Source organism: Shinella sp. NM-101, from assembly GCF_021401195.1.
In the GTDB taxonomy this organism is placed as follows: domain Bacteria; phylum Pseudomonadota; class Alphaproteobacteria; order Rhizobiales; family Rhizobiaceae; genus Shinella.
Map to the genome: position 1 here is coordinate 24,631 of NZ_JACBFT010000016.1, position 25,455 is coordinate 50,085.

Below are 25,455 nucleotides of genomic sequence, written 5' to 3' on the forward strand. Positions count from 1 at the left end.
ATGAGGCTGGGGCAAATAGCAGTTCTTCACGCAAACACTCTGGTGAACCATGAAGAACGTGCAAAAAAACCCGTCTACGGCGAGCTTTCTATTAGGTTTGAATCTCGAGACCACAAGGCAGATTAGTTGCAAGCCGTGCGAAGGCAGCAGATCGCTGCGACGACTCATTCTCGCCCGACTTCCTCGCTCTCTCGATTATCGCGCGCAATCAACCACTCGTTCGCAACCGGGGAGGGAAGCGGGACCGTCTCGTATTTGCCCGAGCGCGGCTTTCCGTGACCAACACAGGCTCTTTTCCATGGCAATGACATTTCGCATGATGACCTCAGATAATCTCCATAGCCATCCGCGGTACGCTCGTGCGGCCGCTCCGCGAGGGGAGGTCCGCGCATGAAATCTCTCAAGAACTGGATTGTCGCGATCGTCGTCCTTGCCGGCGTCGCCGGCGCTTATTACGGCTTGCGCATTTATGACGGATCCGGGCTTCCGGCCGGGATCGCCGGCGGAAACGGTAGGATCGAGGCCACCGAAATCGACATTTCCACGAAGACCCCCGGACGCATCAAGGAGATTTTGGTCGACGAAGGCGCGTTCGTCAGCGCCGGCCAGGTGCTGGCCATCATGGATACCCAGCAACTGGAAGCGCAGCGGAAGCAGGCCGAAGCCTCGTTGCAGCGCGCTATCATCAGCGTCGACACCGCGAGAAGCCTTCAGTCCCAGCGCGAGGCGGAGCGGGAAGCTGCCGCAGCGGTGATCGGCCAGCGCGAAGCTGAACAGGATGCCGCAGAGCGCAAACTCGCACGCACCGAGCAACTGATCAGAACCAATACGACATCCCTGCAAACACTTGACGATGACCGGGCATCGGCACAGAGAGCACGGGCAGCTGTCGCGGCTGCGAAGGCGTCGCTTTCCGCGTCCGAGGCCGCCATCGGCGCCGCCAAGGCCCAGATCATCGATGCGGAGGCCTCCGTCGTGGCTGCGCAGGCGGCCATCGAAAGCATCGTTGCGGATATCAATGACAGCACGCTGAGATCACCCCGCGAAGGGCGCGTACAGTACCGCGTTGCCCAGCCTGGCGAAGTGCTGTCGTCTGGTGGCCGCGTCCTCAATATCGTCGATCTCAGCGACGTTTACATGACCTTCTTCCTGCCGACCGAACAGGCGGGCCGCATTCAGATGGGATCCGAGGTTCGTCTGGTTCTCGACGCCGCCCCTCAATACGTCATCCCCGCTACGGCAAGCTTCGTGGCGGACGTCGCACAATTCACACCCAAGACCGTCGAGACCGAGGAGGAGCGGCAAAAACTGATGTTCCGCATCAGGGCGAAAATATCGCCTGAACTGCTGCGCGAGCATATTCAGTACGTCAAGACTGGGCTCCCCGGTATGGCCTATGTCCGCATTGCGCAGGATGCCGAATGGCCTGCACATTTCACCGAGGCCCTGGTGAAATGAGCAGTTTATCGCCGGGAGAGAACGACGCGCAGGGATCTCCTTCCGCCGTCGTCAAAATCAGGGATGTCAGCCTGTCTTACGGCAAGACTCGCGCGCTTGATGCTGTCAGCCTCAACATTCCCGCCGGCATCATGGTCGGGCTGATAGGTCCCGACGGCGTCGGAAAATCCAGTCTGCTCAGCCTGATTGCGGGCGCGCACAAGGTTCAGGACGGCCATATCGAGGTGCTGGGCGGCGACATCGCCGACAAGAAGCACCGCGACCGGACCTGCCCGCAGATCGCTTACATGCCCCAGGGCCTCGGAAAAAACCTCTACCCGACGCTGTCGGTGTTCGAGAATATCGAGTTCTTTGCGCGCCTGTTCGGCCAGGACAAGCGTGAGCGTGAGATCCGCATCGGCGACCTGCTCCGGCGCACCGGGTTAGCCCCCTTCCCCGATCGCCCTGCCGGTAAATTGTCGGGCGGAATGAAGCAGAAGGTTGGACTTTGCTGCGCCCTGATCCATGACCCGGATCTGCTGATCCTCGACGAACCGACCACAGGCGTTGATCCCCTGTCACGCAGGCAATTCTGGGAGCTGATCGACGATATCCGCCGCGACCGCCCGTCGATGAGTGTGGTTGTCGCGACCGCCTATATGGAGGAGGCGCAGCGCTTCGACTGGCTGGTGGCGATGGATGACGGCAAGATCCTTGCGACCGGAACGCCGCAGGAGTTGCTCGCGCGCACCGGAGCGGCCAACCTCGATGCCGCGTTCGTCGCCCTTCTTCCGGAAGAGAGACGTTCCGGTCACCACGAGGTGGTCATACCGCCCCGATCCGACGAGGGGCGGGCGGACTTCGCCATCGAAGCCGAACACCTGACCATGCGGTTCGGCGACTTCACCGCCGTCGACAATGTCAGCTTCCAGATTCCGCGCGGCGAAATCTTCGGCTTCCTCGGCTCGAACGGCTGCGGCAAGACCACGACCATGAAGATGCTTACCGGCCTCCTGCCGGCGACCGAGGGAACCGCAAAGCTGTTCGGCCACGAGGTCGATCCGAAAGATATCGAGGTCAGACGGAAGGTCGGCTATATGAGCCAGGCTTTCTCGCTCTACACCGAGCTTACGGTCCGCCAGAACCTCGACCTGCACGCCAGGCTGTTCAGCCTGCCGCCCGATAAAATCCCGGCGCGCATTGCGGACATGGCCGAGCGCTTCGACCTCAATGAAATCATGGATACGTTGCCGGATGCGTTGCCGCTCGGCATCCGGCAGAGATTGTCGCTCGCCGTAGCGATGATCCACGCGCCCGACATTCTGATCCTGGACGAACCAACATCGGGCGTCGATCCGGTGGCGCGCGACGGGTTCTGGCAGATCCTCTCCGACCTGTCGCGCAAGGATGGCGTGACGATCTTCGTTTCGACCCATTTCATGAACGAAGCCGAGCTTTGCGACCGTATTTCACTCATGCATGCCGGCAAAGTGCTTGTCAGCGACACGCCACGCGGCATCATCGAAAAGCGTTCAGCTGGGACGCTGGAGGAAGCCTTCATTTCCTATCTGGAGGAGGCTATCGGCGACAAGACTTCACCTGCGTCCGCCCCAATCGCGCAGCGTGAAGAGGCGGATGAAGCCGCCGCGCCCCCGCCGGCTTCATCCGCCAGCTCGACTTTCAACCTACGCCGTATGCTCGCCTATACGCGGCGGGAATCGCTCGAATTGCGCCGGGATCCGATCCGCGCGACGCTCGCCATTCTCGGCAGCGTCATTTTGATGTTCGTCGTGGGCTTCGGCATCAACATGGATATCGAGAACCTGTCCTTTGCCGTGCTCGACCGGGACGACACCACGATCAGCCGCGACTACACACTCCAGATCGCCGGATCCCGCTATTTCACGGAGAAGGCGCCGATCGTCGATTACAACGACCTCGATCGACGCATGCGCAATGGCGAACTCAGCCTCGCACTGGAGATCCCGCCAGGCTTCGGGCGCGATGTCGCGCGGGGCACCAAGGTCGAAATCGGCGCCTGGATCGACGGTGCAATGCCTTCGCGGGCCGAGACTGTGCGGGGTTATGTGCAAGGCATGCATCAGACATGGCTCACCCAGAAGGCACGTGAACTCTATGGCGACGCGGCAACCACCGGCACCTTCCAGATCGCCCTTCGATACCGCTACAATCCGAGCGTCGAGAGCCTCAAGGCCATGGTGCCGGCCGTCATCCCGATGCTGTTGATGATGATCCCCGCCATGCTCGCCGTTCTGAGCGTCGTGCGCGAAAAGGAACTCGGCTCTATCATCAATTTCTACGTGACGCCCGTCACTCGGGTGGAGTTCCTCCTCGGCAAGCAGTTACCCTATACCGCGCTTGCCATGCTCAACTTCTTCATGTTGACGGCCTTCGCGATCTTCGTGTTCCGGGTGCCGGTGACAGGCAGCTTCCTGACGCTGACCGGTGCTGCACTTCTCTACGTCACGGCGGCGACCGGGCTGGGACTTCTCATTTCCACCTTCATGAGCAGCCAGATCGCTGCGATCTTCGGGACCGCGCTGATCACACTCATTCCGGCCGTCCAGTATTCCGGAATGATCGATCCGGTCTCCTCCCTAGAGGGGGCCGGCGCATTTATCGGACAGATCTATCCGGCGACCTACTTCGTCACAATCGCCCGCGGTACGTTCTCCAAAGCGCTGGAGTTCCGCGATCTCGCAGCGTCCTTCATCCCGCTCCTGATCGCTGTCCCGGTTCTTCTCGCCAGCAGCGCGGCGCTCCTCAAGAAACAGGCGGGGTGATCCATGCGCTTGGCCAATATCCTTCAACTCGGCGTCAAGGAGCTACGCGGTCTCGCCCGGGACCCTATGCTTGTCGTCCTTATCCTCTATGCCTTCACCCTGTCGATCTACACGGCCTCGACCTCGATGCCCGAGACGCTCAACAAGGCAGCCATCGCCGTCGTCGACGAGGACCAGTCGCCTGTCTCCTCCCGGATCCTGACCGCGTTCTATCCGCCTTATTTTTCCATTCCCAAGATCATATCGCAGCATGAGATGGACAGTCGCATGGATGCGGGGCTCGACACCTTCGCCCTCGACATTCCCCCGAATTTCCAGCGTGATCTGCTTGCCGGTCGAACGCCGACGATCCAGCTCAATGTCGACGCCACCCGCATGTCGCAGGCCTTCAGCGGCGGCGGCTATATCCAGTCCATCGTTTCCAGCGAAGTCAACGAGTATCTCGACCGCTACCGTGGAACCACCGAGGTTCCTGTGGATCTCGCTCTGCGTTCTCGCTTCAACCAGGAGCTCAACAAGGGTTGGTTCGGCGCCATTTCCAATGTGATCTCATCGATCACGATGCTTTCGATCGTGCTCACGGGCGCGGCGCTCATACGTGAACGCGAGCATGGCACCATCGAGCATCTTCTCGTGATGCCGGTGACGCCGACAGAGATCATGCTGAGCAAAATATGGTCGATGGGGCTGGTCGTGCTTGTTGCCTGCGCCGTGTCGATCGTGTTCGTCGTGCAGGGGGTTCTTCAGGTGCCGATCCAGGGTTCCGTCGGCCTTTTTCTGGCGGGTGCAGCGTTGCAGCTCATCGCCACCACATGCATGGGAATTTTCCTTGCCACCATCGCCGGCTCGATGCCGCAGTTCGGCCTGCTGCTGATGCTGGTCCTGCTTCCTCTTCAGGTCCTTTCGGGCGGCCTCACACCGCGCGAAAGCATGCCGCAGATCATTCAGGACATCATGCTCGCGGCGCCAAACACCCACTTCGTGATCCTTGCACAATCGATCCTGTTTCGCGGCGCGGGCCTCGATGTGGTCTGGCCACAGCTGCTGGCTCTCGTGCTGATCGGCGCGGCGCTCTTTGTGTTTGCGCTCCGCCGCTTCCGAACCTTCTTGCAATAAGTGAGGCCGCGGTGATCCGCGCAGCCTTATCCAGGTAATCGATCGAAATACAGCAGCGATTTATTCGAACGGGAGGTTTGTCGTCATGCAAGGACTTATGAAAGCTGCAATTGTTCATGAATTCGGAAAGCCACTGTTGATCGAAAACGTTCCGATACCCGTACCCGGCCCGGGCGAACTGCTGGTGAAAGTGGCCGCCTGTGGCGTGTGCCACACCGATCTGCATGCCGCCTCCGGCGACTGGCCGGTCAAGCCATCCCTGCCCTTCATTCCCGGCCATGAGGTAGCAGGCACCGTCGCGGCACTCGGTCCAGGTGTCACGGACTTTGTAATCGGCGATGCCGTCGGCATCGCATGGCTCCATGACGCCTGCATGCGGTGCGAACATTGCGAAACCGGCTGGGAGACGCTTTGCAAGCATCAACACAATACGGGCTACAGCTGCGATGGAGGCTTCGCGGAATACGCGATTGCCAATGCTGCATTCGCCGCAAGACTGCCTGACGACGTTGATTTCGCGGCGGTCGCGCCTATTCTCTGCGCCGGGGTCACGACTTACAAAGGGCTCAAGGAAACCGAAGCGCGACCCGGGCAATGGGTCGCAATCTCCGGCATCGGCGGCCTGGGCCAGGTAGCCATCCAATACGCCAAAGCAATGGGACTGAAGGTCGTTGCACTGGATTTGGCGTCTGAGAAGCTCACATTGGCCAGAAGAACCGGAGCCGATCTGGCGCTTGACGCGCGGTCCCCGGACGCCATCGCCGAGGCCCTCGAAGCAACAGGCGGCGGAGCACACGGAGTGCTCGTCACCGCGGTATCGCCTCCGGCGTTCTCGCAGGCGCTCCAGCTCGTTCGACGAAAAGGCACCGTTGCTTTGGTCGGATTGCCGCCAGGCGAATTCGCGACCCCTATTTTCGATGTCGTCCTGAAGCGCATAACCGTGCGGGGCTCAATCGTCGGCACGCGCCGGGATCTTGACGAGGCCATCGCCTTTTTTGCCGAAGGCAAAATCAAGGCTCAGGTCACGCCGGCGCCGCTTGAGGACATCAACCGGATATTTCAGGAGCTGAAAGCCGGCCGCGTCGACGGCCGTGTGGTTCTCGACATGACAGGCAAGGCAGCCTGATCAGTTTGGCGCTGCGGTTTTTGAAAAGGGGTTAGACATGATCACATCCGACATCATGACGCGGGACGTTGCCACGATCAGTGTGGATGCTCATGTGCGTCACGCTGTTTCAGTCATGCTGGAGCGTGGCGTCAGCGGTCTGCCGGTGACGGATAGCGACGGAAAGCTCGTTGGGATCATTACGGAAGGCGATCTGATGTCCCGCAAGGAGATCGGAAGGTCTTTGCTCGATCGGCAGGACCATCCGATGACCGATGAGAACGATCTTAAAAATTACATTCATTGCAACAGCTGGCGCGTTGGTGATGTCATGTCCCCGGAAGTTGTGACAGTAGCTGATACCACCTCCTTGGCGACGGTGACCGAGATGATGCTGAGCCGCAACATCAAGCGTATTCCGGTAACGTCCGACCGTGCGGTTATCGGGATCGTCAGCCGCCGCGACCTTTTAAAGGCGACCTCCTTTTCGGGTATCGAACACATTGCGCGTGGAGACGAAGGTATCAGGCTTGCAGCTTCGGCGCGTATCCGCAATGACCTCGGATTTGATCCGGAAAGGCTGAAGATCGACGTGCACGGCGGGACGGTCGCGGTCACCGGAGTACATTTGACAGATCTTCAACTCCGGGCCGTGAAATGTGTCATCGAGGGCATACCGGGTGCGAGCTTCTCCGGCAAACCGACTTGATATTGTCTTCGCCCAAACCGATGTTGATCGATATCTACGCTTGGCATCCGGTATACCTTACCTGACTGCGCCGGATATCGAAGCGCGGCTCCTTTCCCAGAATTCGGTCAGCAAGCAGACAATGCAGCGCGAGATCGTTGACCGACGCCTTGGTTGAACACAACAGCCCAGGAATCAGCCTTCGGGAAAGTGCCATAGCGTTGAATTCTACTAGTCATCATCTGTTGACTCAGATCAATTCCCTGGCCTAGAAAATAAGCAATGGTCACTTTGGCTCGATGGAGAAGCCTTTCTCTGTTCCGGAGCATTCGCTTGCGGTCAGATGCCAGCTTAGCTTGTCAACTATTTCCTGGGAGGGGGTATGAGCACTGTTTCTGAAGCACCGGAGGAACGACGTTTTCAGTTCCCAACCGCATTCACCATCCTCTTTGGCTTGATCGTTCTAGTCGCCGCACTCACATGGATCATACCGGCCGGGCAGTACGACCGTGTTCAGAATGCGGCCCTGAACAAGCAAGTGCCCGTCGCCGGGACCTATGCGGTCGCTGAGCCGGCGCCGCAGGGGATAGTCGACATCATCATGGCGCCAATCCGCGGGTTCTACGACCCCGCAGCCGGCACCGCAAACGCCATCGATGTCGCTCTTTTCGTCCTGGTGATTGGCGGGTTCATCGGGGTCGTCACCTCGACAGGCGCGATAAATGCCGGAATCGAGCGCGCTATGGCCAAGCTCAAGGGACGGGAAAAGTGGATGATCCCGTTCCTGATGGCGCTGTTTGCCTTCGGCGGCACCACCTATGGAATGGCCGAAGAAACGCTCGCTTTCTATATGCTGCTGATCCCGATTATGATCGCCGCGCGATATGACGCGGTTACCGCCGTCGCCATCATCCTCCTTGGAGCAGGCGTTGGTGTCTTGGGGTCCACGGTCAACGCATTTGCCACCGTTATCGCCTCTGACGCGGCCGGCGTGCCGTTCACGCAAGGGCTGGTTTTGCGCGTCGTCATTCTCGGGCTGAGCTGGCTCGCCTGCGTTGCCTACGTCATGCGGTATGCGGAACGGGTTCGGCTCGATCCGAGCAAATCGCTCGTCTACGACATGAAAGCCGACAACGAGAAGCTTTTCCTCAGCGCTCATCACGAGGGGACGATCGACTTCACCCTGGTACACAAGGTCGTGCTTGCGGTCTTCGGCATCACCTTCGTGGTGATGATCTGGGGTGTGCTCAAGGGCGGCTGGTGGATGGGCGAGATGAGCGGTCTCTTCCTCGCCTCCGCCATTGTCATAGGCGTCATTGCGCGAACGGGTGAGAAGAACTTCACGGATGCCTTCGTTAACGGAGCACGCGACCTTCTCGGTGTTGCCCTGATCATAGGTCTGGCGCGCGGCATCGTTGTCATCATGGATGAGGGCAAGATTACCGACACCATACTGCATTGGGCCGAAGGTTCGGTCGCAGGCCTCGGCAAGGTCGCCTTTATCAACGTGATGTACTGGCTTCAGATCCTGCTGTCGTTCTTCGTGCCGTCGTCGTCGGGTCTTGCAGTCCTGTCGATGCCGATCATGGCCCCGGTCGCCGATTTTGCCGGCGTGGGCCGCGATCTGGTGGTCACTGCCTATCAGTCGGCGAATGGCATCGTGAATCTCATTAATCCGACCTTCGCCGTGGTCATGGGTGCGCTCGCCATAGGTCGCATCCCATACGAACGGTGGCTGCGCTTCATGTGGCCGCTTCTCGTGATCCTCACCGTCATCATCATGGCGAGCCTCAGCATCGCCGCCATCATCGTCTGAAGGAGATTGTCATGCCCCACGCCTACGGAGTCCATTCCGAGGTCGGCAAGCTTCGGCGCGTTCTGGTCCATCGACCTGGGGCAGCGCTTGCCCGGCTCACCCCGTCGAATTGCCACGAACTGCTCTTCGACGACGTCATCTGGGTCAAGCAGGCCCGCGTCGAGCATCTGACCTTCGTGGACGCCATGCGCCATCGCGGCGTCGAGGTCGTGTTTCTGCGCGAGATGCTGGTAGAAACGCTACAGATTCCCGAGGCTCGCCGATGGCTTCTTGAACGGCGGGTCAATGACGACACGGTTGGCGTCGGCTTCGCCGATGATCTCAGGGCGCATCTGATGGAGATCGAGGCGGACGCCCTTTCCCTGATCCTGCTGGGCGGACTGAGCAAGACGGAGTTACCGATCAAAAGCGCCGGCCTTCTCGCCGAAACGCTGCGGCCGGAGGATTTTGTCCTGCCGCCGCTTCCCAATCACCTCTTTACCCGTGACACGACCTGCTGGATCTATGGCGGCGTCACGCTCAATCCGATGCGCTGGAACGCGCGCAAGCTCGAGACCGTCAACATCGCCGCCATCTATCGCTTCCACCCGGATTTCCGCGACATGGGCTTCCCGGTCTGGTGGGGCGATCCCGACAAGGACCACGGCCTTGCCACTCTCGAGGGGGGCGACGTCATGCCGATCGGCAACGGAACGGTTCTTGTGGGCATGGGCGAGCGGACGACACCACAGGCCGTCGGTCAGCTCGCGCGGTCGCTGTTCGCACAGGGCGGCGCGGAAAGAGTGATCGCCTGCAAACTGCCTATCGAGCGCGCCTCCATGCACCTCGACACCGTCTTCAGCTTCTGCGACCGCGATCTCGTGACGCTGTTTGCGGATGTCGCCCACAAGATCGAGCCCTATTCCATTCGTCCGGGCGAGCGCGAAGGCACGATCGATGTACGCAAGGAAGAGCGGCCGCTCGTAGAGGTCGCGGCCGAGGTGCTGGGGCTGAAGCAGTTGCGCGTGGTCGAGACGGGCGGCGATGCCTATGTCGCTGAACGCGAGCAATGGGATGACGGCAACAACGTCGTGGCGCTCGAGCCTGGCGTCGTCGTCGCTTACGACCGCAACACCTACACCAACACCCAACTGCGCAAGGCAGGCGTAGAGGTCATCACCGTGCCGGGCGCCGAACTCGGCCGCGGCAGGGGTGGCGGTCATTGCATGACGTGCCCCCTCATCCGGGATCCGGTTTAAAGGAGGTCTATCATGCCCGTTAACCTGAGAGGTCGCAGTGTCCTGAAGCTGCTCGATTTCACGCCGGACGAGATCCGTTTCCTGCTCAAACTGTCAGCTTCGCTCAAGCAGGCGAAATATGGCGGCTACGAGGAGCAACGCCTGAAAGGCAAGAACGTCGCGCTGATCTTCGAGAAGGATTCGACGCGCACACGCACGGGTTTCGAGGTGGCCGCCTATGACCAGGGCGCCCACGTTACCTATCTCGGGCCAACCGGCACCCAGATCGGCAAGAAGGAGTCGATGAAGGATACCGCCCGCGTTCTCGGGCGGATGTATGACGGCATCGAGTATCGCGGCTTCGGACAGGAACAGGCGGAAACCTTGGCGGCCTATGCCGGCGTTCCGGTCTACAACGGACTGACCGACGAGTTCCATCCGACGCAGATTCTCGCCGATTTCCTGACCATGCGGGAATACACGCGCAAGCACCTGTCCCAGGTAAGTTTCGCCTTCCTCGGTGACGCCGGAAACAACATGGGCAACTCGCTGCTGGCAGGCGCCGCGCAGATCGGCATGGATGTGCGCCTCGGCGCGCCGAAAGCCTGCTGGCCTGAGGACCATTTGGTGCGTCAGTGCCAGGAGATCGCAGCCAGGACCGGTGCGAAGATCGCCCTGACCGAAGATCCTTACGAGGCCGTCAACGGCTGCGATTTCGTCTACACCGATGTGTGGGTGTCAATGGGGGAGCCGGACTCGGTCTGGAAGGAACGCATTGAACTGCTCACACCCTATCGTGTCACCGCTGGCATCATGGCGGCGACGGGCAATCCGCATGCGAAATTCATGCACTGCCTGCCCGCGTTCCACAATCGCGAGACCGAGGTCGGCGAGAAGATCTTCCAGCAATACGGCATCGACAGCATGGAAGTGACCGAAGAGGTCTTCGAGTCCGAAGCGTCCATCGTCTTCGACCAGGCGGAAAACCGAATGCACACGATCAAGGCCCTGCTGGTCGCAACCTTGGGGTCGTGACATGAGGGTCGTGATAGCACTGGGCGGCAATGCGCTCCTCAAGCGCGGCGAGCCAATGACGGCCGATGCGCAACGCACCAACGTTCGCAAGGCGGCCGCAGCGATGGCCGATCTGGCGCGCGACCATGACATCGTGGTCGCCCATGGAAACGGACCACAGGTCGGTCTCCTCGCCTTACAGGCGGCGGCCTACAAAGACGTCGACCCCTATCCGCTCGATGTCCTGGGTGCAGAGAGCGTCGGCATGATCGGCTATCTGGTCGAGCAGGAGCTGACCAATGCGATGCCTGCGGGTTCAAGGATCGCGACACTGCTGACCCAGATAGAGGTGGACCGGGACGATCCCGCCTTCGCTCGCGCGGAAAAGCCGATAGGTCCGGTCTACACGCAGAACGAGGCGCTAAAGGCGAAAGAGGCACATGGCTGGCCTGTGGTAGAAGAAGCGCAGGGCCGCTGGCGCCGGGTCGTCCCGTCACCACTACCTCAGCATATTACCCAGATCGAGACGATCAGGCTCCTTGTCGAGGCTGGCGTCACTGTCATCTGCGCCGGCGGTGGAGGTATCCCGGTCATGCGCGAAGCCGATGGGACGCTTCGGGGACTGGAAGCGGTGATCGACAAGGACAGAGCAGCCGGGCTTCTCGCCAAGGCGCTCGGGGCCGACGCTTTCCTGATGCTGACCGACGTGGACGCTGTTTATGAGGGGTGGGGAACGGTCGATAGGCGGCCGATCCGCAAAGTAACGCCTGCCGAGTTGACCAGCGACGTGTTCGCGGCCGGGTCCATGCGACCGAAAGTCGAAGCGGCGTGCGATTTTGCGAACGCGGGCGGGATTGCTGGAATAGGCCGGCTTGAAGATGCGCGCGGGATTCTGGAAGGGCGGCAAGGCACGTTGGTGACGCTTCAGGCGATCAATCAAGCGAGCTGATATCGCAAGTATTCATTGGCGGCGTTTCGACAGGCCCGCTCTTGCGTTTGCGTCGCACAATATATGCGTACGGCCGTGTTCTGCATTACTGAGGAGTGAGATGTGCTGGATTCTGAAACTGCGATAGCTGGGCTTGACCAGGCGGTCGCACTGGTCGTGCCGCGGGAAATGCGGGAAGCCTTGTTCATTGCTGCCGCTCACGCATGGAATACCGGCGAGGTCACCTTCGACCACGACCTTGCCATGGCGGTCGACGCTGTGGCGGAGATCCTCGCCCTTCCGCGCAAGGAAGTCATCGACTTGATGATACAGGAATGGCTCCACGCCTCGGAGGGCTTCGTTTCAGTCGAAGACCGGCCGGATATCATATTTCGGCCTTCGCACATTCGTTCTGCCGAACAGGGCATGCCTACGGGCGTCCCTCCCATTGATAGCTGACGACCGAGCGCTCCGCGAACTGAAGGTGAGGACGGCATGGAGAACATGCCCCCCGAGACATATACTTTTCGCAACGGATTTCTCGGCCCGTTGCGACAGGTCACAGGAGCGCGCCATTCAGTTGGCTCTTCAGTGGCAGGCGCGTCTGACGGTGGTTCATGTGATCGAAGACGAAGACGACTTCCTTGAGCAGCCTGAGATGAGCTCTGTTCCGCGCGCCGTTTCGCGCAACGCTATACGCCTGCGTGAAGAGCTTACAGGTATTGATGGGCTCATAAGCGCCGTCGTCGTCAGACGAGGCCGTCCACTCGTCGAGATCAAGGAGATCGCTTTATGGGATAAAGCTGATCTGATCGTCACGGGAATATCGCGCAACGAAACCGATGGTCGGTCCTTATTGGGCAGCACGACGACGTCTCTATTGCGAGAGAGCGGACTGCCCGTGCTTGTGGTGAAAAAGAAGTCGGTCGATACAGGCGACCGGATTGTCGTAGCGACAGATGTTTCCCCGGCTGCGTCTGCCGTGCTCGAAACCACTGTCAGGTTCTTCCGACCTGAAACCCTTATTCTGTTCCATGCATTCGATCCTCCGTTCAAGAACTGGGTCGAGAACAAAGAGGCTTATAGTCACCAGTTCTCAAAAGATATCGCCCAACGAGCCAGAGACACCCTGGATCAATCTCTGATGACAGGCGGAGCTTGCCAGGTTCAAGTCGTCACGCTGGAGGGCGATCCAGCGGGGCAACTGGCTGAATATGTCGACGATAACGATATTGATCTGGTGATTGCCGGCACAGAAAGCAGGAGCACGATCCTGAACCTGTTTATCGACAGTGTGGCAGGCAATATTCTCCATGAGGTCCAGTGTGACATCATGATCGTTCCTAGCCATGCTCATCTTTGAAGCATACCGCAGGCATCGAACCTGAGAAGATCCACGTCGTGCTCCGCGGGCACGGTTTCGATAGTGAGAAGCCGAGCCCAAGGAGCCGTTGGATATCCGGCAAGGGCTTATAGTCATGTGGATTCCTCGCCGTGGACCGTCAGGGGGTGGAACGCGAGCTATCGGGGCGTCATGCGAAGCCTGTTACGATCATTAGTTTCTCTATCGAAGATGCCCTAGTGCCACCGGCTGTCTCAGGCGGCAACGAAGTCCCGCTTCTTGTTGTAACGTCGGGTGATCCACTTCCGGATTTCGCTGAACCAAAGGACGCTGCTGCTCATCGCAAGGCAGAGCAACCATTGATCAAGTGACAAAGGCACCGTTCCGAACGCGGCGTTGAGAAAGCTCACATTGACGACTGCTATCTGCAGGACAACAGACAAGCCGACCGCCGCCCAAAGCCACCTGTTCGCGAACAAATAGCTGAACGCGCTGCTGGATTCTGATCGGGCGCTGAAGCAATTGAACAGTTGGGAGAAAACCAACACGGTGAACCCCGCCGTGCGTGCTCGTTCCAGGCTCTGAGACCCTTCGATGAGCCCGCCGGGCAGATAGAAATCCATGGTCAGAAGCGCTGCCAGCGCCATCACCAGGCCGAGCGCGATAACGCTCCGCCACATTTGCGCGTCGATTGCGTGCTCGTTGGATTTGCGAGGCGGTCGCGCCATCACGTCGTCCGTTTCCGGATCGATACCCATGGCAAGAGCAGGGCCGGAGTCCGTGATCAGATTGATCCAAAGGATTTGAGTTGCCAGCAGCGGAAGAACCAGTTCGCCACCGCCGGCGTCAGCCAATCCTATCATGCCCGCTCCGATGACGCCGAGGAAGACGGTCAGCACCTCGCCCATATTGGAAGACAAGAGATAGCGCAGGAATTTGCGTATATTGTCGAAGATTCCGCGTCCTTCCTGCACGGCGTCGACGATCGTGGCGAAATTGTCGTCGGCCAGCACCATATTGGCCGCTTCCTTGGTAACTTCCGTCCCGTTGATTCCCATTGCGATGCCGATATCCGCCGCCTTCAACGCCGGCGCGTCGTTGACGCCGTCGCCCGTCATCGCCACGACATTGCCATCGGCCTGCAGAGCATCGACGATGCGCAGCTTGTGCACGGGAGCGACGCGGGCATAGACCGAAATCGTGCGAACTGCCGCCGCGAACGCGGCATCGTCCATTGCGTCGAGATCGGCCCCGGTCAAAGCCTTCGCGCCGCGATCGACGATGCCAAGCAAAGCGGCTATGCGCGATGCCGTACGCGGATGGTCGCCGGTGATCATCATCACGCGTATTCCGGCCCGGCGGGCTTTCGATATGGCGACGGCCGCTTCTTGCCGAGGCGGATCGATGATCCCGACCGTGCCGACAAAGATCAGATCATGTTCAAGGTCTTCGCCCTCCTCCGTGTCTTCGCCATCGGCCAGCGGCCGATAGGCGACCGACAGAGTGCGCAAGGCGTCGTCGGAGAGCCGTTCAACTTCGGCGGCGGCATGCGCGCGCTGTCCGGCGTCGAATGGAACGACATCCATACCGATCCGTACATGCGTACAACGAGCCATCAGAACATCCGGTGCTCCCTTGGTAACGAGAATCCGCTCGCTGCCATGCTCATGGTCGATCTCGATGGTCGACATCATCTTGCGGTCTGAACTGAACGGAATTTCGTTGATGCGTTCGAAGCGTCGCCTGCGGCGGTCGTCAATTTCGAGCTTACGCTCGGCAACCAGAAAAGCGGCCTCAGTGGGATCGCCCTGAATTTCCCAGACTCCGTTCTCCGCCTGGCGCAGGGCAGCATTGCCAGCCAGACTGCCGCCGCTCAGAACCACGATCTGCTCGGCGCGCAGAGGCCCCTTGAAACCTCCACCGCCCTCAACTTCCAGATTGCCGACAGGCGCATACCCGACGCCAGTGACACGGCTGCTGCCGGACGCCGTTACGATGCGCTCGACCGTCATTTCGGATCGGGTCAGCGTTCCTGTCTTGTCCGAACAGATGACGGAAGCCGAGCCGAGCGTCTCGACCGACGAGAGCGTCTTGACCACGGCTTTTCGTCCCGCCATGCGTTGGACGCCAAGCGCGAGCACCAGGGACAATATGGCGGGGAGGCCTTCCGGGACTGCGGCGACGGCCAGCGAAACGCCCATCAGCAAAACGGAAATTACGTCGGAAGGGCCGTGGATGTCGGAAACCAAAAGCACTGTCGCGACCACGACGATGGCGATGGCGACAACGGCAATCCCGAGCGCGCGGCCGACCCGGGCGACCTCCTTCTGCAAGGGTGTCGTTTCCTCCTTGCTGGCGTCCAGCATCTGCGCAATGGTGCCGATTTCGGTCCGCATTGCGGTTCCGGTGACAATTGCACGACCAGTTCCCTGAACCACCGCGGTCCCTTTGAACACCATGCAGAAACGCTCGGCCAGCGGGGCAGGATGATGCAGAATGGCTGCATCCTTGAGGATGGCCTCGCTTTCGCCGGTGAGCGAGGCTTCCTGCACGCGAAGGCTTGCTGCGCTAAGCAACCTTGCATCGGCTCCGACGGCGTCACCCTCCTCAAGCAGCAGGATGTCGCCCGGCACAAGCTCGGCGCAGGGAATGCGGATTCGCTCGCCGTCCCTCAGAACGGAGGAGGTAACGGCGGTCATTCGCGCCAGCGCGGCCACGGCATCAGCAGCTCTTGTTTCCTGCACGAAGCCAAGAGCTGCATTCGCCAGGACCACCATGGCTATCACGACTGCGTCGATAGGCCAGCCCGCATGCCCGTCAATAGCCCATGCCGCGAGGGCGATAATAATTGCTCCGAGCAGCAGATACACGAGTGGATCCCGGAACTGGGAAAGCAGGCGCTGCCAGATAGGAATCGGCGGCACCGCACGCAGTTCGTTGGGACCATTTTCTGCCAGCCGGCGTGCTGCTTCCGTTCTTGTCAGACCGCGCTGGGCGTCACTGGCGAGTTTGTCTACGACTTCCTCCGCGACGCGGAGCGAGTAGTCATCCGGTGTCTGCGGGGCGCGACCGCAGGGATTTCCGTCGCCCTTCATTCAGCAGTCCCTTCTGTGATCTCTCCATGTCTCGTTTCCAGGCAGGCACCAACCAATTGATCAGCGGGCCTGCTGGGGAGACATCGACCTCATGCCCACAAGGAGCGTTTTAGCCCATCCGAGTGGGGAAGAATGTCATCGAGACAGGTGACGACCTGTCATCAAGCCGCACAAGTGGCTACACGAATGATCCGCCCCGGCTTGGAAGCGATGCAAGGTAAGGCACCGAACAGTATCAGCATTCTCCGGTTCCTGAGATGATTTCGTCAGCGTTAAGGCCACGTCCAGTCCCGGATTTCGGGCATATCTTCTCCATGTTCATACACATACGCCTTGTGCAGGACGAGCTTCTCCTGGAGTGCTGCAACGATCTCCGCTCCCTTCTCCTTCAGGACGGGAAGACGCTCGATCGCCTCGATGGCCAGATGAAACCGGTCCAACTCGTTGAGGACGGCCATATCGAAGGGCGTCGTCGTGGTCCCCTCTTCGATAAAGCCGCGCACATGGAAATTTGGATGGTTGGCGCGTTTGTAGACAAGGCGATGGATAAGGTAAGAATAGCCGTGATACGCAAAGACCACCGGTCGGTCGCGTGTGAAGATGCTGTCGAACTTCTCGTTAGAAATACCATGCGGGTGGTGTTGCGGCGATTGCAGCGCCATCAGGTCCACGACGTTCACGACTCGGATGCGCAGATGTGGCAGAGCCTGCCGCAAGAGGTCGACAGCGGCGAGCGTTTCCATGGTCGGCACGTCGCCGGCGCAGGCCATCACGATGTCTGGCTCCAATCCGTCCTCGGTTCCAGCCCAGTCCCATATTCCAAGGCCCGCCTCGCAGTGCTGCTCGGCCTCCGTCATGGTCAACCATTGAGGCGCGGGCTGTTTGCCAGCGACAATGACATTCACCCGATCCCACGTCTTGAGGCAATGATCGCCGACCCACAACAGGGTATTCGCATCCGGGGGCAGATAGACGCGGACGATGTCGGCGCTTTTGTTTGCAACGAGATCGATGAAGCCGGGATCCTGATGGCTGAACCCGTTATGATCCTGCCGCCATACATGAGAAGTCAGAAGATAGTTTAGCGAGGAGATCGGCTTGCGCCATTCCAGTTCGCGCGAAACCTTCAGCCATTTGGCGTGCTGGCTGAACATGGAGTCCACAATGTGGATGAACGCCTCGTAGCAAGAGAAGAACCCATGGCGGCCAGTGAGCAGGTAGCCTTCAAGCCATCCCTGGCACAGATGCTCGGACAGTACTTCCATAACGCGCCCGTCGGGCGACAGATGATCGTCAGTTTCGAGCGTTTCGGCCATCCAGACCCGGTCCGTCGCTTCGAACACGCTGCCGAGCCGGTTGGAAGCCGTCTCGTCCGGCCCGAACACACGGAAGTTCCGCTCGTCATCGTTGAGCCGTAGGACGTCGCGTAGATAATCGCCGAGAACTTTCGTCGCCTGCGCTTCCGCCGCGCCGGGCCGGCCGACCTCCACGGCATAGCTGCGGAAGTCGGGTGTACGCAGTTCCTTGCGCAGAAGGCCGCCGTTGGCATGCGGATTGGCGCCCATGCGCCGCGGACCCTTGGGTGCCAAGGCCTTGAGCTCTGCCTTCAGTGCGCCCCTTTCATCGAACAAGTCCTCCGGGCCGTAGCTCCGCAGCCATTCCTCGAGGATAGCGCGGTGTCCTTCGTCCTCGCGGCAATTCGCGACCGGCACTTGATGAGAGCGCCAGTGGTTCTCCACCATCTTGCCGTCCACGACCTTAGGTCCTGTCCAGCCCTTGGGGCTGCGCAGAATGATCATAGGCCACTGCGGGCGCACCGATGACGAGGATGCCTTCCCTCGGATCGCAGCGAGCCGATCGAAGACAGTGTCGAACACTCCGGCCATCTGCTGGTGCATTTCAGCGGGCTCGCTACCCTCGACAAAGAACGGCTCATAGCCGTAGCCGATGAAAAGATGCTGCAACTCGTCGTCGGAAAGCCGCGCAAGAACGGTGGGGTTGGCGATCTTGTAGCCGTTGAGGTGCAGGATGGGCAGAACCATTCCGTCACGGGCCGGATTGACAAATTTGTTAGAATGCCATGCGGCCGCGAGCGGTCCGGTTTCTGCCTCGCCGTCGCCTACCACGCAAGCCACCACCAAATCGGGATTGTCTAGCGCGGCGCCGTAGGCATGAACCAGCGCATAACCCAGCTCACCGCCTTCATGGATCGAGCCTGGCGTCTCCGGCGCAACGTGGCTCGGAACGCCGCCTGGAAATGAGAATTGCTTGAACAGCCGTCTCATTCCGGGCTCATCATCACCTATCTCGGGATAGGTTTCGGAATAGACGCCTTCCAGCCAGGTATTCGCAACCATGCCGGGGCCACCGTGCCCAGGCCCGCAGACATAGAGGATGTCCGCGTCGCGCTCGGTGATGATCCGATTCAAATGCGCATAGATGAAGTTGAGCCCCGGGGTCGTTCCCCAATGCCCAAGGAGGCGCGGTTTGACATGCTCCGGTTTCAGCGGTTCGCGGAGTAACGGATTGTCCATCAGATAAATCTGGCCAACGGATAAATAATTGGCCGCACGCCAGTAGCGATCGATTAGCGATAATTTTCTGGTATCAAGCGACATAATGTTCCTTGTTGCATCCACGTTGCTAAGCGCGAGATCGTGTTGGGACTTAAGAACTGGAAGCGATCTGCGCAAATATCACTGGCGATACAACTCGCGAGTGAACGACTGACCGCACGGTATATTTCTAACACCCAATGGTCAACGACTGATGACGATAGCTGATGCTGCGGGTATGTCACCTGATATTTGCATCGCGCTCCGGCGTCGAAATCAACAGGATCGGTTGTTCGGAGGCGGTTAGTCGGTCCCTCCTTCGCACCAATGCCCCTTAGGTTTCATTCCCTGAGAGCAGCCTTCCCGGTCGCCAGAAAGAGGCTGGAAATCATCTCGGCGGCGGCGCTGATGAACAGAGGTCCCCGCTAGCCTGAGAAATAGCCGAAGACCCATTGGCGCGGAGCATCGATAACTCGTGATAAACTGATGCAGGGCCGCTGAAACTATGGTGATTTAACCCGACGGACGTCTTCAGTTTCCACGATTCTGACGATCTGAATGTCCTCCTTTGCTGATTTCGTTTTCCCCCTCAAGGCAAACAGCAAGGTCACCTATGCCCTCTCGCACCGCGCTACCGCCAGCGAGATCTCGTCGAGCGCTTTTCCAATCGCATCAAAAGCTTTGGACGAATCGCAACCAAGCACGACAGGCACGCACAAAACCGCCTCGCCGCGATCAAGCTCGTAGGAGGTCGTAGCTGGTGTCAAACGTAACGGGTCGACGGATTACCCTGTTAACTCCGCCGAAATGTTCGTTGATCCGCCTCGATCCGCGATCCCGGATCGACGGCGCCCGATGCGCAAGCGGTCATTGTTTTGAACGCTATTGACAAGCCGAACCCGATTTACATATGGTTCGCGCACTGTCATCAGCTGATGATTGAGTCGTCATCTACCGATGATAAAGAACGGCATCTAATTGATCGTAACTATAGTTTAAAGTTGTTCTTAGAATCTGGAGTCATGCATGAGCATCAAGGCGATTAATATTGAAACATATTCCGAACTACGGCGAGTAATACAAGTCTTATGGGCTTAATTAAATATAGAACTTTTGTTCCCGGCTCGCTACCCTTAGCGCTGCAGACTTAGGTCTGTCTCTGGCCCGTTTGGAGGAGCTTGTGGGCATTCCCTCATCCGGACTGGTACATGCCAGCCGCAGATTTCTGTCACGATCTCGACAAAAAGCAGGTTTGCTGGGAGCCAAATACAGGTCCAGCCAAAAGATCACGCGGCAGCTCGTCCCACATGCCTCGCCGCAGCATCCCATTTTCGGCTTCGCCGATGCGAGATGCAAGCGACTCCGCCGGGCGATCGAAGCGATGGTCTAAAATCCCGCCCCCGGGCAAATCAAAACCGAAGGAAGGTTTCCATGAGTGTCGACGTCGTGCCCCTTAAATTGCACAAAGCCAACCTTGAATTGCAGATTCAGATCAACCGCCTCCTCCAGGAGGGCGGCAAGCGGTGGGTCGATGTTGCTTCCCAGGCGAGCGCCGAAGGCATCGCCGAGGTCAAGGCCGAGATCGAAGGCCTTCGCAAAGCCGAGAACTGGCAAAGCCTCGCGACACTGCCAGGCGAATCGTTCTGGCGGCAGTTACAGCAGCGTGTCGGAGATACGCAAGAGCTTACCCAAGTGGCGATCAGCAATCAGGCGGCGTTCACCAGTGGCCTCCAGGAGGCGATCGAAACCTGGCAGAAAGCTGTCAGCGAGACTGTGGGCGGCGTGGGTTCGGCGCAACCGATCCGGGACATCTTCAAGCAGTGGGCCAACCTCTGGCCTGTTCCGGGCGTGAAGACTTCTGAAAAATCCGCTGGCGCGTGAACGATGTCGACTGAACCAAGGACTGCTTTGGTGACCGGTGGCATGGGAGGCCTGGGCGAGGCAATCGCCCGGGCTCTACACGACGCAGGCCACAAGGTGCTCGTGACCCATGCACGCGACGAGGGTTCCGCCCGCGAATGGCTATCCGCCGAGAAAGCCAAAGGCTACAGTTTCGTTTCCTACGACGTGAATGTCGCCGATTTCAAGTCATGTCTGCGCATGGCCGAGCGCATCGGCACCGACGGCCATCGGGTCGACATTCTCGTCAACAACGCGGGCATCACCCGCGACGCCACGTTCCGCAAGCTCGAGAAGGAAAACTGGGACGCGGTCCTGCGGGTCAATCTCGACTCGCTGTTCAACGTCACCAAGCCTCTCATCGACGGTATGCTCGAACGCGGCTGGGGGCGGATCATCAACATCTCATCGATCAACGGGAGCAAAGGCCAGTTCGGGCAAACTAACTACTCTGCCGCGAAGGCAGGTATCCATGGCTTCACCAAGGCGTTGGCTCAGGAAGTTGCCAGGAAGGGAATTACCGTCAACACGGTCTCGCCCGGCTATCTCGCCACCAAGATGGTGACAGCGGTCCCCGAGGATGTTCTCGCCAAGATCGTCGGCGCCATCCCGGTCGGGCGCCTCGGTGAACCCGACGAAATCGCGGCGCTCGTCGCCTTCATCGCAAGTGACGCCGCCGCCTACATGACCGGCAGCAACATCGCGATGAACGGCGGCCAGCACATGTACTGACGCCGCGCCGGCACGCACGGGGCGAAAGGTCCCGCGTCGTCCCGTGCGTGCCGGCGACTTAAGGAGTTGAGAATGACGAAGGACGTCGCCGTACTGGCAGCAACACGGACCGGCATCGGTGCCTTCCAGGGCAGCCTTGCCAACCTGCCGGCCTCCGATCTCGGTGCCGCGCTGATCCGCAGCGTGCTCGAGGAGACGGGAATCGCCCCCGAAGAAATCGATGAGGTCATTCTCGGGCAGGTCGTTTCGGCCGGAGGCGGACAGAATCCGGCGCGCCAGGCCGCCCTCAAGGCCGGCCTCCCCCATGCGGTGCCGGCACTCACGTTGAACAAGGTCTGCGGCTCGGGCCTGAAGGCGGTCCATCTTGCGGCTCAGGCGATCCGCGCCCGGGACGCCGATCTCGTTCTGGCCGGCGGCCAGGAGAACATGTCGCTTGCCCCCTATCTGCTGCCCAGGGCCCGCACGGGACTTCGGCTCGGCCATGCACAGATCGAGGACAGCCTGATCCGGGACGGTCTCTGGGACGCCTTCAACGATTGTCACATGGGCATCACGGCCGAGAACCTCGCGGAGCGCTATTCGATCACGCGTGAGGATCAGGATGCGTTTGCCGCCGCCTCGCAGAACAAGGCCGTCACCGCGAGCGCTTCCGGCCGTTTCCGCGACGAGATCACACCGATCACCATTCCACAGCGCAGGGGTGACCCGGTCGTTTTCGACACCGACGAGCAACCGCGCGCGGACACGACGGCAGAAGGACTCGCCAAGCTCAAGCCGCCCTTTAGGAAGGACGGCACGGTGACCGCTGGCAATGCCTCGACGATCAACGACGGCGCCGCCCTGCTCGTACTCGCCAGCGCGGCCAAGGCGAAGACCCTCGGGCTGCCCGTGCTGGGTTGGATCAGAGGATATTCCAGCGCCGGCGTAGATCCCGCCATCATGGGCATTGGCCCGGTCAGCGCCACGCAGCGCACGCTCAAGCGGGCCGGCTGGACCATCGGCGATCTCGATCTCATCGAGGCCAACGAGGCTTTCGCGGCACAGGCGCTGGCTGTGAACAAGGAGCTCGGCTGGGATACTTCGAAGGTCAACGTCAACGGCGGCGCGATCGCGCTCGGGCATCCCATCGGCGCCTCGGGGGCGCGCATCCTTGTGACGCTCATTCATGAGATGCAACGACGTGGCGCGCGGAAAGGTCTGGCGACGCTGTGCATCGGTGGTGGACAGGGCGTGGCTCTGGCGCTGGAGGCGAACTGAACCGTCAGGTTGAGGCGCGAGCCTTCGTCCTGTCCTTGTCAAATGGCGATGCATCGGAGGAAACCCATGTCCGAGCCAACAACCTCAAAAACGCAATGGTCGGATTTGCATGGCGATCCTTTGGCGCTGCTGCAAGCGGCCTATGCCTATGGGATCGATGCATGGCAGCGCTCGATCCTGTATGCGGATATTGAGAGACAGGTGGGCGACCAGTATCGCGACAAGCTGCGGGACGGCAGTCCCGGCGTCCTCAACTTCCCCTTCGAATCCGTCATGTCGGGGGCGGACCTGCCGCGACCGACCAACTATGCGCTCGTGCGGATCGTACCGTCCGGCGGCCAGAAGGCCGACGAGACGCGGCGCCCGTTCATCGTAATCGACCCGCGCGCCGGGCATGGGCCCGGCATCGGCGGCTTTAAGCCCGACAGCGAGATCGGCGCCGCGATCAAGGCTGGTCACCCGTGCTACTTCGTGGGCTTCCTGCCCGATCCCGTTCCCGGCCAGACCATCGAGGATGTCATGCGCACCTTCTCGGCCTTCGTCGAGCGAGTCGGCGGGTTGCATCCCGGAAGCAAGGGCAAGCCGGCGGTGATCGGTAATTGTCAGGCCGGCTGGCAATTGCTGATGGCGGCGGCGGTCTGGCCAGACCTGTTCGGGCCGCTGATCGTAGCCGGCACGCCGCTGTCCTACTGGGCGGGCAACAATCCGATGCGCTATGCCGGCGGCCTGCTCGGTGGGAGCTGGCTGACCGCGCTGACCGGCGACATAGGCGCCGGCCGATTCGACGGCGCATGGCTCGTGCAGAACTTCGAGAACCTCGATCCCGCCAACACGCTCTGGTCGAAGCAGTACAACGTCTACGCAAGCGCCGACACCGAGGCCGAGCGCTATATCGGTTTCGAGAAATACTGGGGCGGCTACGTCTTCCTCAACGACGTCGAGATGCAGTACATCGTCGACAACCTGTTCATCGGCAACAAGCTCTCGACCGCGCAACTCATGACCTCCGACGGCTTGCGCATCGACCTGCGCAACATCCGCTCGCCGATCGTCGTCTTCTGCTCATACGGCGACAACATCACCCCGCCTGCGCAGGCCCTGGGCTGGATCACCGACCTTTATCGCGATGACGACGAGGTGCTCAGCCACGACCAGACCATCCTCTACACCACGCATGACAGCATCGGCCATCTCGGCATCTTCGTCTCCAGCAGCGTCGGCAAGAAGGAGCACCGCAAGTTCGCGAGCATGATCGACCAGATCGACCTCTTCCCCGCGGGCATCTATCGGGCGACGGTCGACGCCACGCCCCAGGACGTCCGCGACTTCGCCGACTCCCACCTGATGTCGGTCAGGCGCAGCAGCATCGGGGAAGTTCGCGACATTGTCCGTCCGGATCCGGAATCGGACTGCCGCTTCGCCGCGGCCGCCCGGGTCTCCGACATCAACCTGGCTCTCTACCGCAACACGCTGCAGCCCTGGATACGGGCCTTCTCGACGTCCTACTCCGCCCGATGGCTGCAGGCGCTTCATCCGCTGCGGGCATCGTTCGAACTATGGTCGAGCGACCATCCGCTGGCGAGCACCGTGAGCGAGCTCGCCAGCGAGGTTCGCCAGAACCGTCAGCCGGTGCCTTCCGACAATCCGTTCCTCGTCATGCAGCAGGACCTGTCGCGTGCAGTCGAGCATTTCTTGGATCGATATCGCGACCACCGGGACCAGATCTACGCGATGTGGTTCGATGTCCTGTACGGCTCGCCGGGACTGAAGGCTCTCGCCGGACAGACGATGGACGACGCGCGTCCGGCCCGGCCCCATCCAGGTGATACCCCCGAGCACCGCGAGATGGTCCGGCAGATGGTCGCCCGCTTGGACGACCAGTTGCACAAGGGCGGGCTGCTGGAGGCCTCCCTTCGCGCCCTGTTCCATGTCCTCCATCACCAGGGCAGCATCGACGAACGTCTCTACCACCACGCTGCCCGGTTCTGGAACGACGGTGCTCATTCCGGTTTCGATCCCGGCTTCTTCCGGCGGCTCGTGCGCGAACAGGCCCTGCTGCTTGCCTATAAGGGCGATGCGACCATCGAAGCGCTCCCTGCGCTGCTCGAAGGGTCGGACGCCGACGAGATCGACAGGGTCGCAATGATCATCTCGGAACTGGCGCACGCTGGCGGCGACACGCTCCCGGATGCGGGCAATGCGGCCCTTGCGCAGGTGACGGAGATGTTCGGGCGCGCAGCGGAGAAAGCCCGGCAGGCAAAAGCGGTTGAGGCCGAAACGCCGCCAGTGACGGGTTCGGAACCTGCCGCGCCGTCCCCCCAGGCGACGCAAGCGCCGGCCGCCGGCACATCTGAAGCGAAATCTCCTCCGAGGCGTGGACGCCCCCAGAGGACGTGACCCGAGCTTCGGGCGGCCTCAACTAACTAGGAACCGAAATGTTTGCCGGGCCC

General features: G+C 60.4%; 17 protein-coding genes and 1 pseudogene. 16 read left to right on the forward strand and 2 right to left on the reverse strand.

Translation table 11 applies throughout. The annotated features are described in order from the left end of the window. Positions 1-390 precede the first annotated feature (390 nt). The 11 genes from L0976_RS22875 (at position 391) to L0976_RS22925 (ending at position 13,488) form a co-directional block, all read left to right on the forward strand. The gene (locus tag L0976_RS22875) at positions 391-1,458 is read left to right on the forward strand and encodes an HlyD family secretion protein (protein WP_064332049.1); all 1,068 of its coding nucleotides are present in this window, start codon (positions 391-393) and stop codon (positions 1,456-1,458) included. After that, the gene (rbbA, locus tag L0976_RS22880; protein ID WP_064332048.1) at positions 1,455-4,241 is read left to right on the forward strand and encodes a ribosome-associated ATPase/putative transporter RbbA; all 2,787 of its coding nucleotides are present in this window, start codon (positions 1,455-1,457) and stop codon (positions 4,239-4,241) included. The genes L0976_RS22875 and rbbA overlap by 4 nt, the downstream gene beginning before the upstream one ends. A 3-nt stretch (positions 4,242-4,244) precedes the next feature. Then, the gene (locus tag L0976_RS22885) at positions 4,245-5,357 is read left to right on the forward strand and encodes an ABC transporter permease (protein WP_009450506.1); all 1,113 of its coding nucleotides are present in this window, start codon (positions 4,245-4,247) and stop codon (positions 5,355-5,357) included. A gap of 85 nt (positions 5,358-5,442) precedes the next feature. Then, a complete protein-coding gene (gene adhP / locus L0976_RS22890; protein ID WP_040672457.1) occupies positions 5,443-6,483 on the forward strand; it encodes an alcohol dehydrogenase AdhP in 1,041 nt (346 codons plus the stop codon). Positions 6,484-6,520: 37 nt separating this feature from the next. After that, positions 6,521-7,171, forward strand: coding sequence for a CBS domain-containing protein (locus L0976_RS22895; RefSeq protein ID WP_009450508.1), 651 nt, complete (start codon positions 6,521-6,523; stop codon positions 7,169-7,171). Positions 7,172-7,532: 361 nt separating this feature from the next. After that, a complete protein-coding gene (locus L0976_RS22900; RefSeq protein WP_009450511.1) occupies positions 7,533-8,966 on the forward strand; it encodes a YfcC family protein in 1,434 nt (477 codons plus the stop codon). 11 nt (positions 8,967-8,977) lie between these two features. Then, positions 8,978-10,204, forward strand: coding sequence for an arginine deiminase (arcA, locus tag L0976_RS22905; RefSeq protein ID WP_009450512.1), 1,227 nt, complete (start codon positions 8,978-8,980; stop codon positions 10,202-10,204). Between the two features lie 12 nt (positions 10,205-10,216). Next, positions 10,217-11,218: an ornithine carbamoyltransferase gene (argF, locus tag L0976_RS22910; RefSeq protein WP_009450513.1), complete on the forward strand. Its 1,002-nt coding sequence runs from the start codon at positions 10,217-10,219 to the stop codon at positions 11,216-11,218. A gap of 1 nt (position 11,219) precedes the next feature. Continuing rightward, positions 11,220-12,146, forward strand: a complete 927-nt coding sequence (gene arcC, locus L0976_RS22915; protein WP_064332047.1) for a carbamate kinase — start codon at positions 11,220-11,222, stop codon at positions 12,144-12,146. Positions 12,147-12,248: 102 nt separating this feature from the next. Then, complete coding sequence (locus L0976_RS22920) at positions 12,249-12,584, forward strand: hypothetical protein (RefSeq protein WP_064332046.1); 336 nt, start codon at positions 12,249-12,251, stop codon at positions 12,582-12,584. Between the two features lie 25 nt (positions 12,585-12,609). Next, positions 12,610-13,488, forward strand: a complete 879-nt coding sequence (locus L0976_RS22925) for a universal stress protein (protein WP_234189395.1) — start codon at positions 12,610-12,612, stop codon at positions 13,486-13,488. A gap of 233 nt (positions 13,489-13,721) precedes the next feature. On the opposite strand, the gene L0976_RS22930 is transcribed toward L0976_RS22925, so the two are convergent. Next, positions 13,722-16,562, reverse strand: a complete 2,841-nt coding sequence (locus tag L0976_RS22930; RefSeq protein WP_064332045.1) for a cation-translocating P-type ATPase — start codon at positions 16,560-16,562, stop codon at positions 13,722-13,724. A gap of 272 nt (positions 16,563-16,834) precedes the next feature. Next, entirely contained in the window at positions 16,835-19,201 is a 2,367-nt protein-coding gene (locus L0976_RS22935) for a phosphoketolase (RefSeq protein ID WP_255619448.1), read from the reverse strand. 545 nt (positions 19,202-19,746) lie between these two features. Here L0976_RS22935 and L0976_RS22940 point away from each other — a divergent pair. From L0976_RS22940 to L0976_RS22960, 5 genes and pseudogenes are all read left to right on the forward strand, one after another. After that, positions 19,747-19,890 (forward strand): annotated as a pseudogene (locus L0976_RS22940) (IS5/IS1182 family transposase); the annotation flags it as partial. Positions 19,891-20,548: 658 nt separating this feature from the next. Continuing rightward, positions 20,549-20,998: a phasin family protein gene (locus L0976_RS22945; protein WP_064332043.1), complete on the forward strand. Its 450-nt coding sequence runs from the start codon at positions 20,549-20,551 to the stop codon at positions 20,996-20,998. Between the two features lie 3 nt (positions 20,999-21,001). Beyond that, on the forward strand, positions 21,002-21,748 hold the full coding sequence (gene phbB / locus L0976_RS22950; RefSeq protein WP_064332042.1) for an acetoacetyl-CoA reductase: 747 nt from the start codon (positions 21,002-21,004) through the stop codon (positions 21,746-21,748). Positions 21,749-21,820: 72 nt separating this feature from the next. Next, positions 21,821-23,005, forward strand: coding sequence for an acetyl-CoA C-acetyltransferase (locus L0976_RS22955; RefSeq protein WP_064332041.1), 1,185 nt, complete (start codon positions 21,821-21,823; stop codon positions 23,003-23,005). A 66-nt stretch (positions 23,006-23,071) separates the two neighbouring features. Beyond that, positions 23,072-25,402 carry a DUF3141 domain-containing protein gene (locus tag L0976_RS22960; protein WP_084438198.1) on the forward strand — a complete coding sequence of 777 codons (2,331 nt, stop codon included), beginning with the start codon at positions 23,072-23,074 and terminating at the stop codon, positions 25,400-25,402. Positions 25,403-25,455 lie beyond the last annotated feature (53 nt).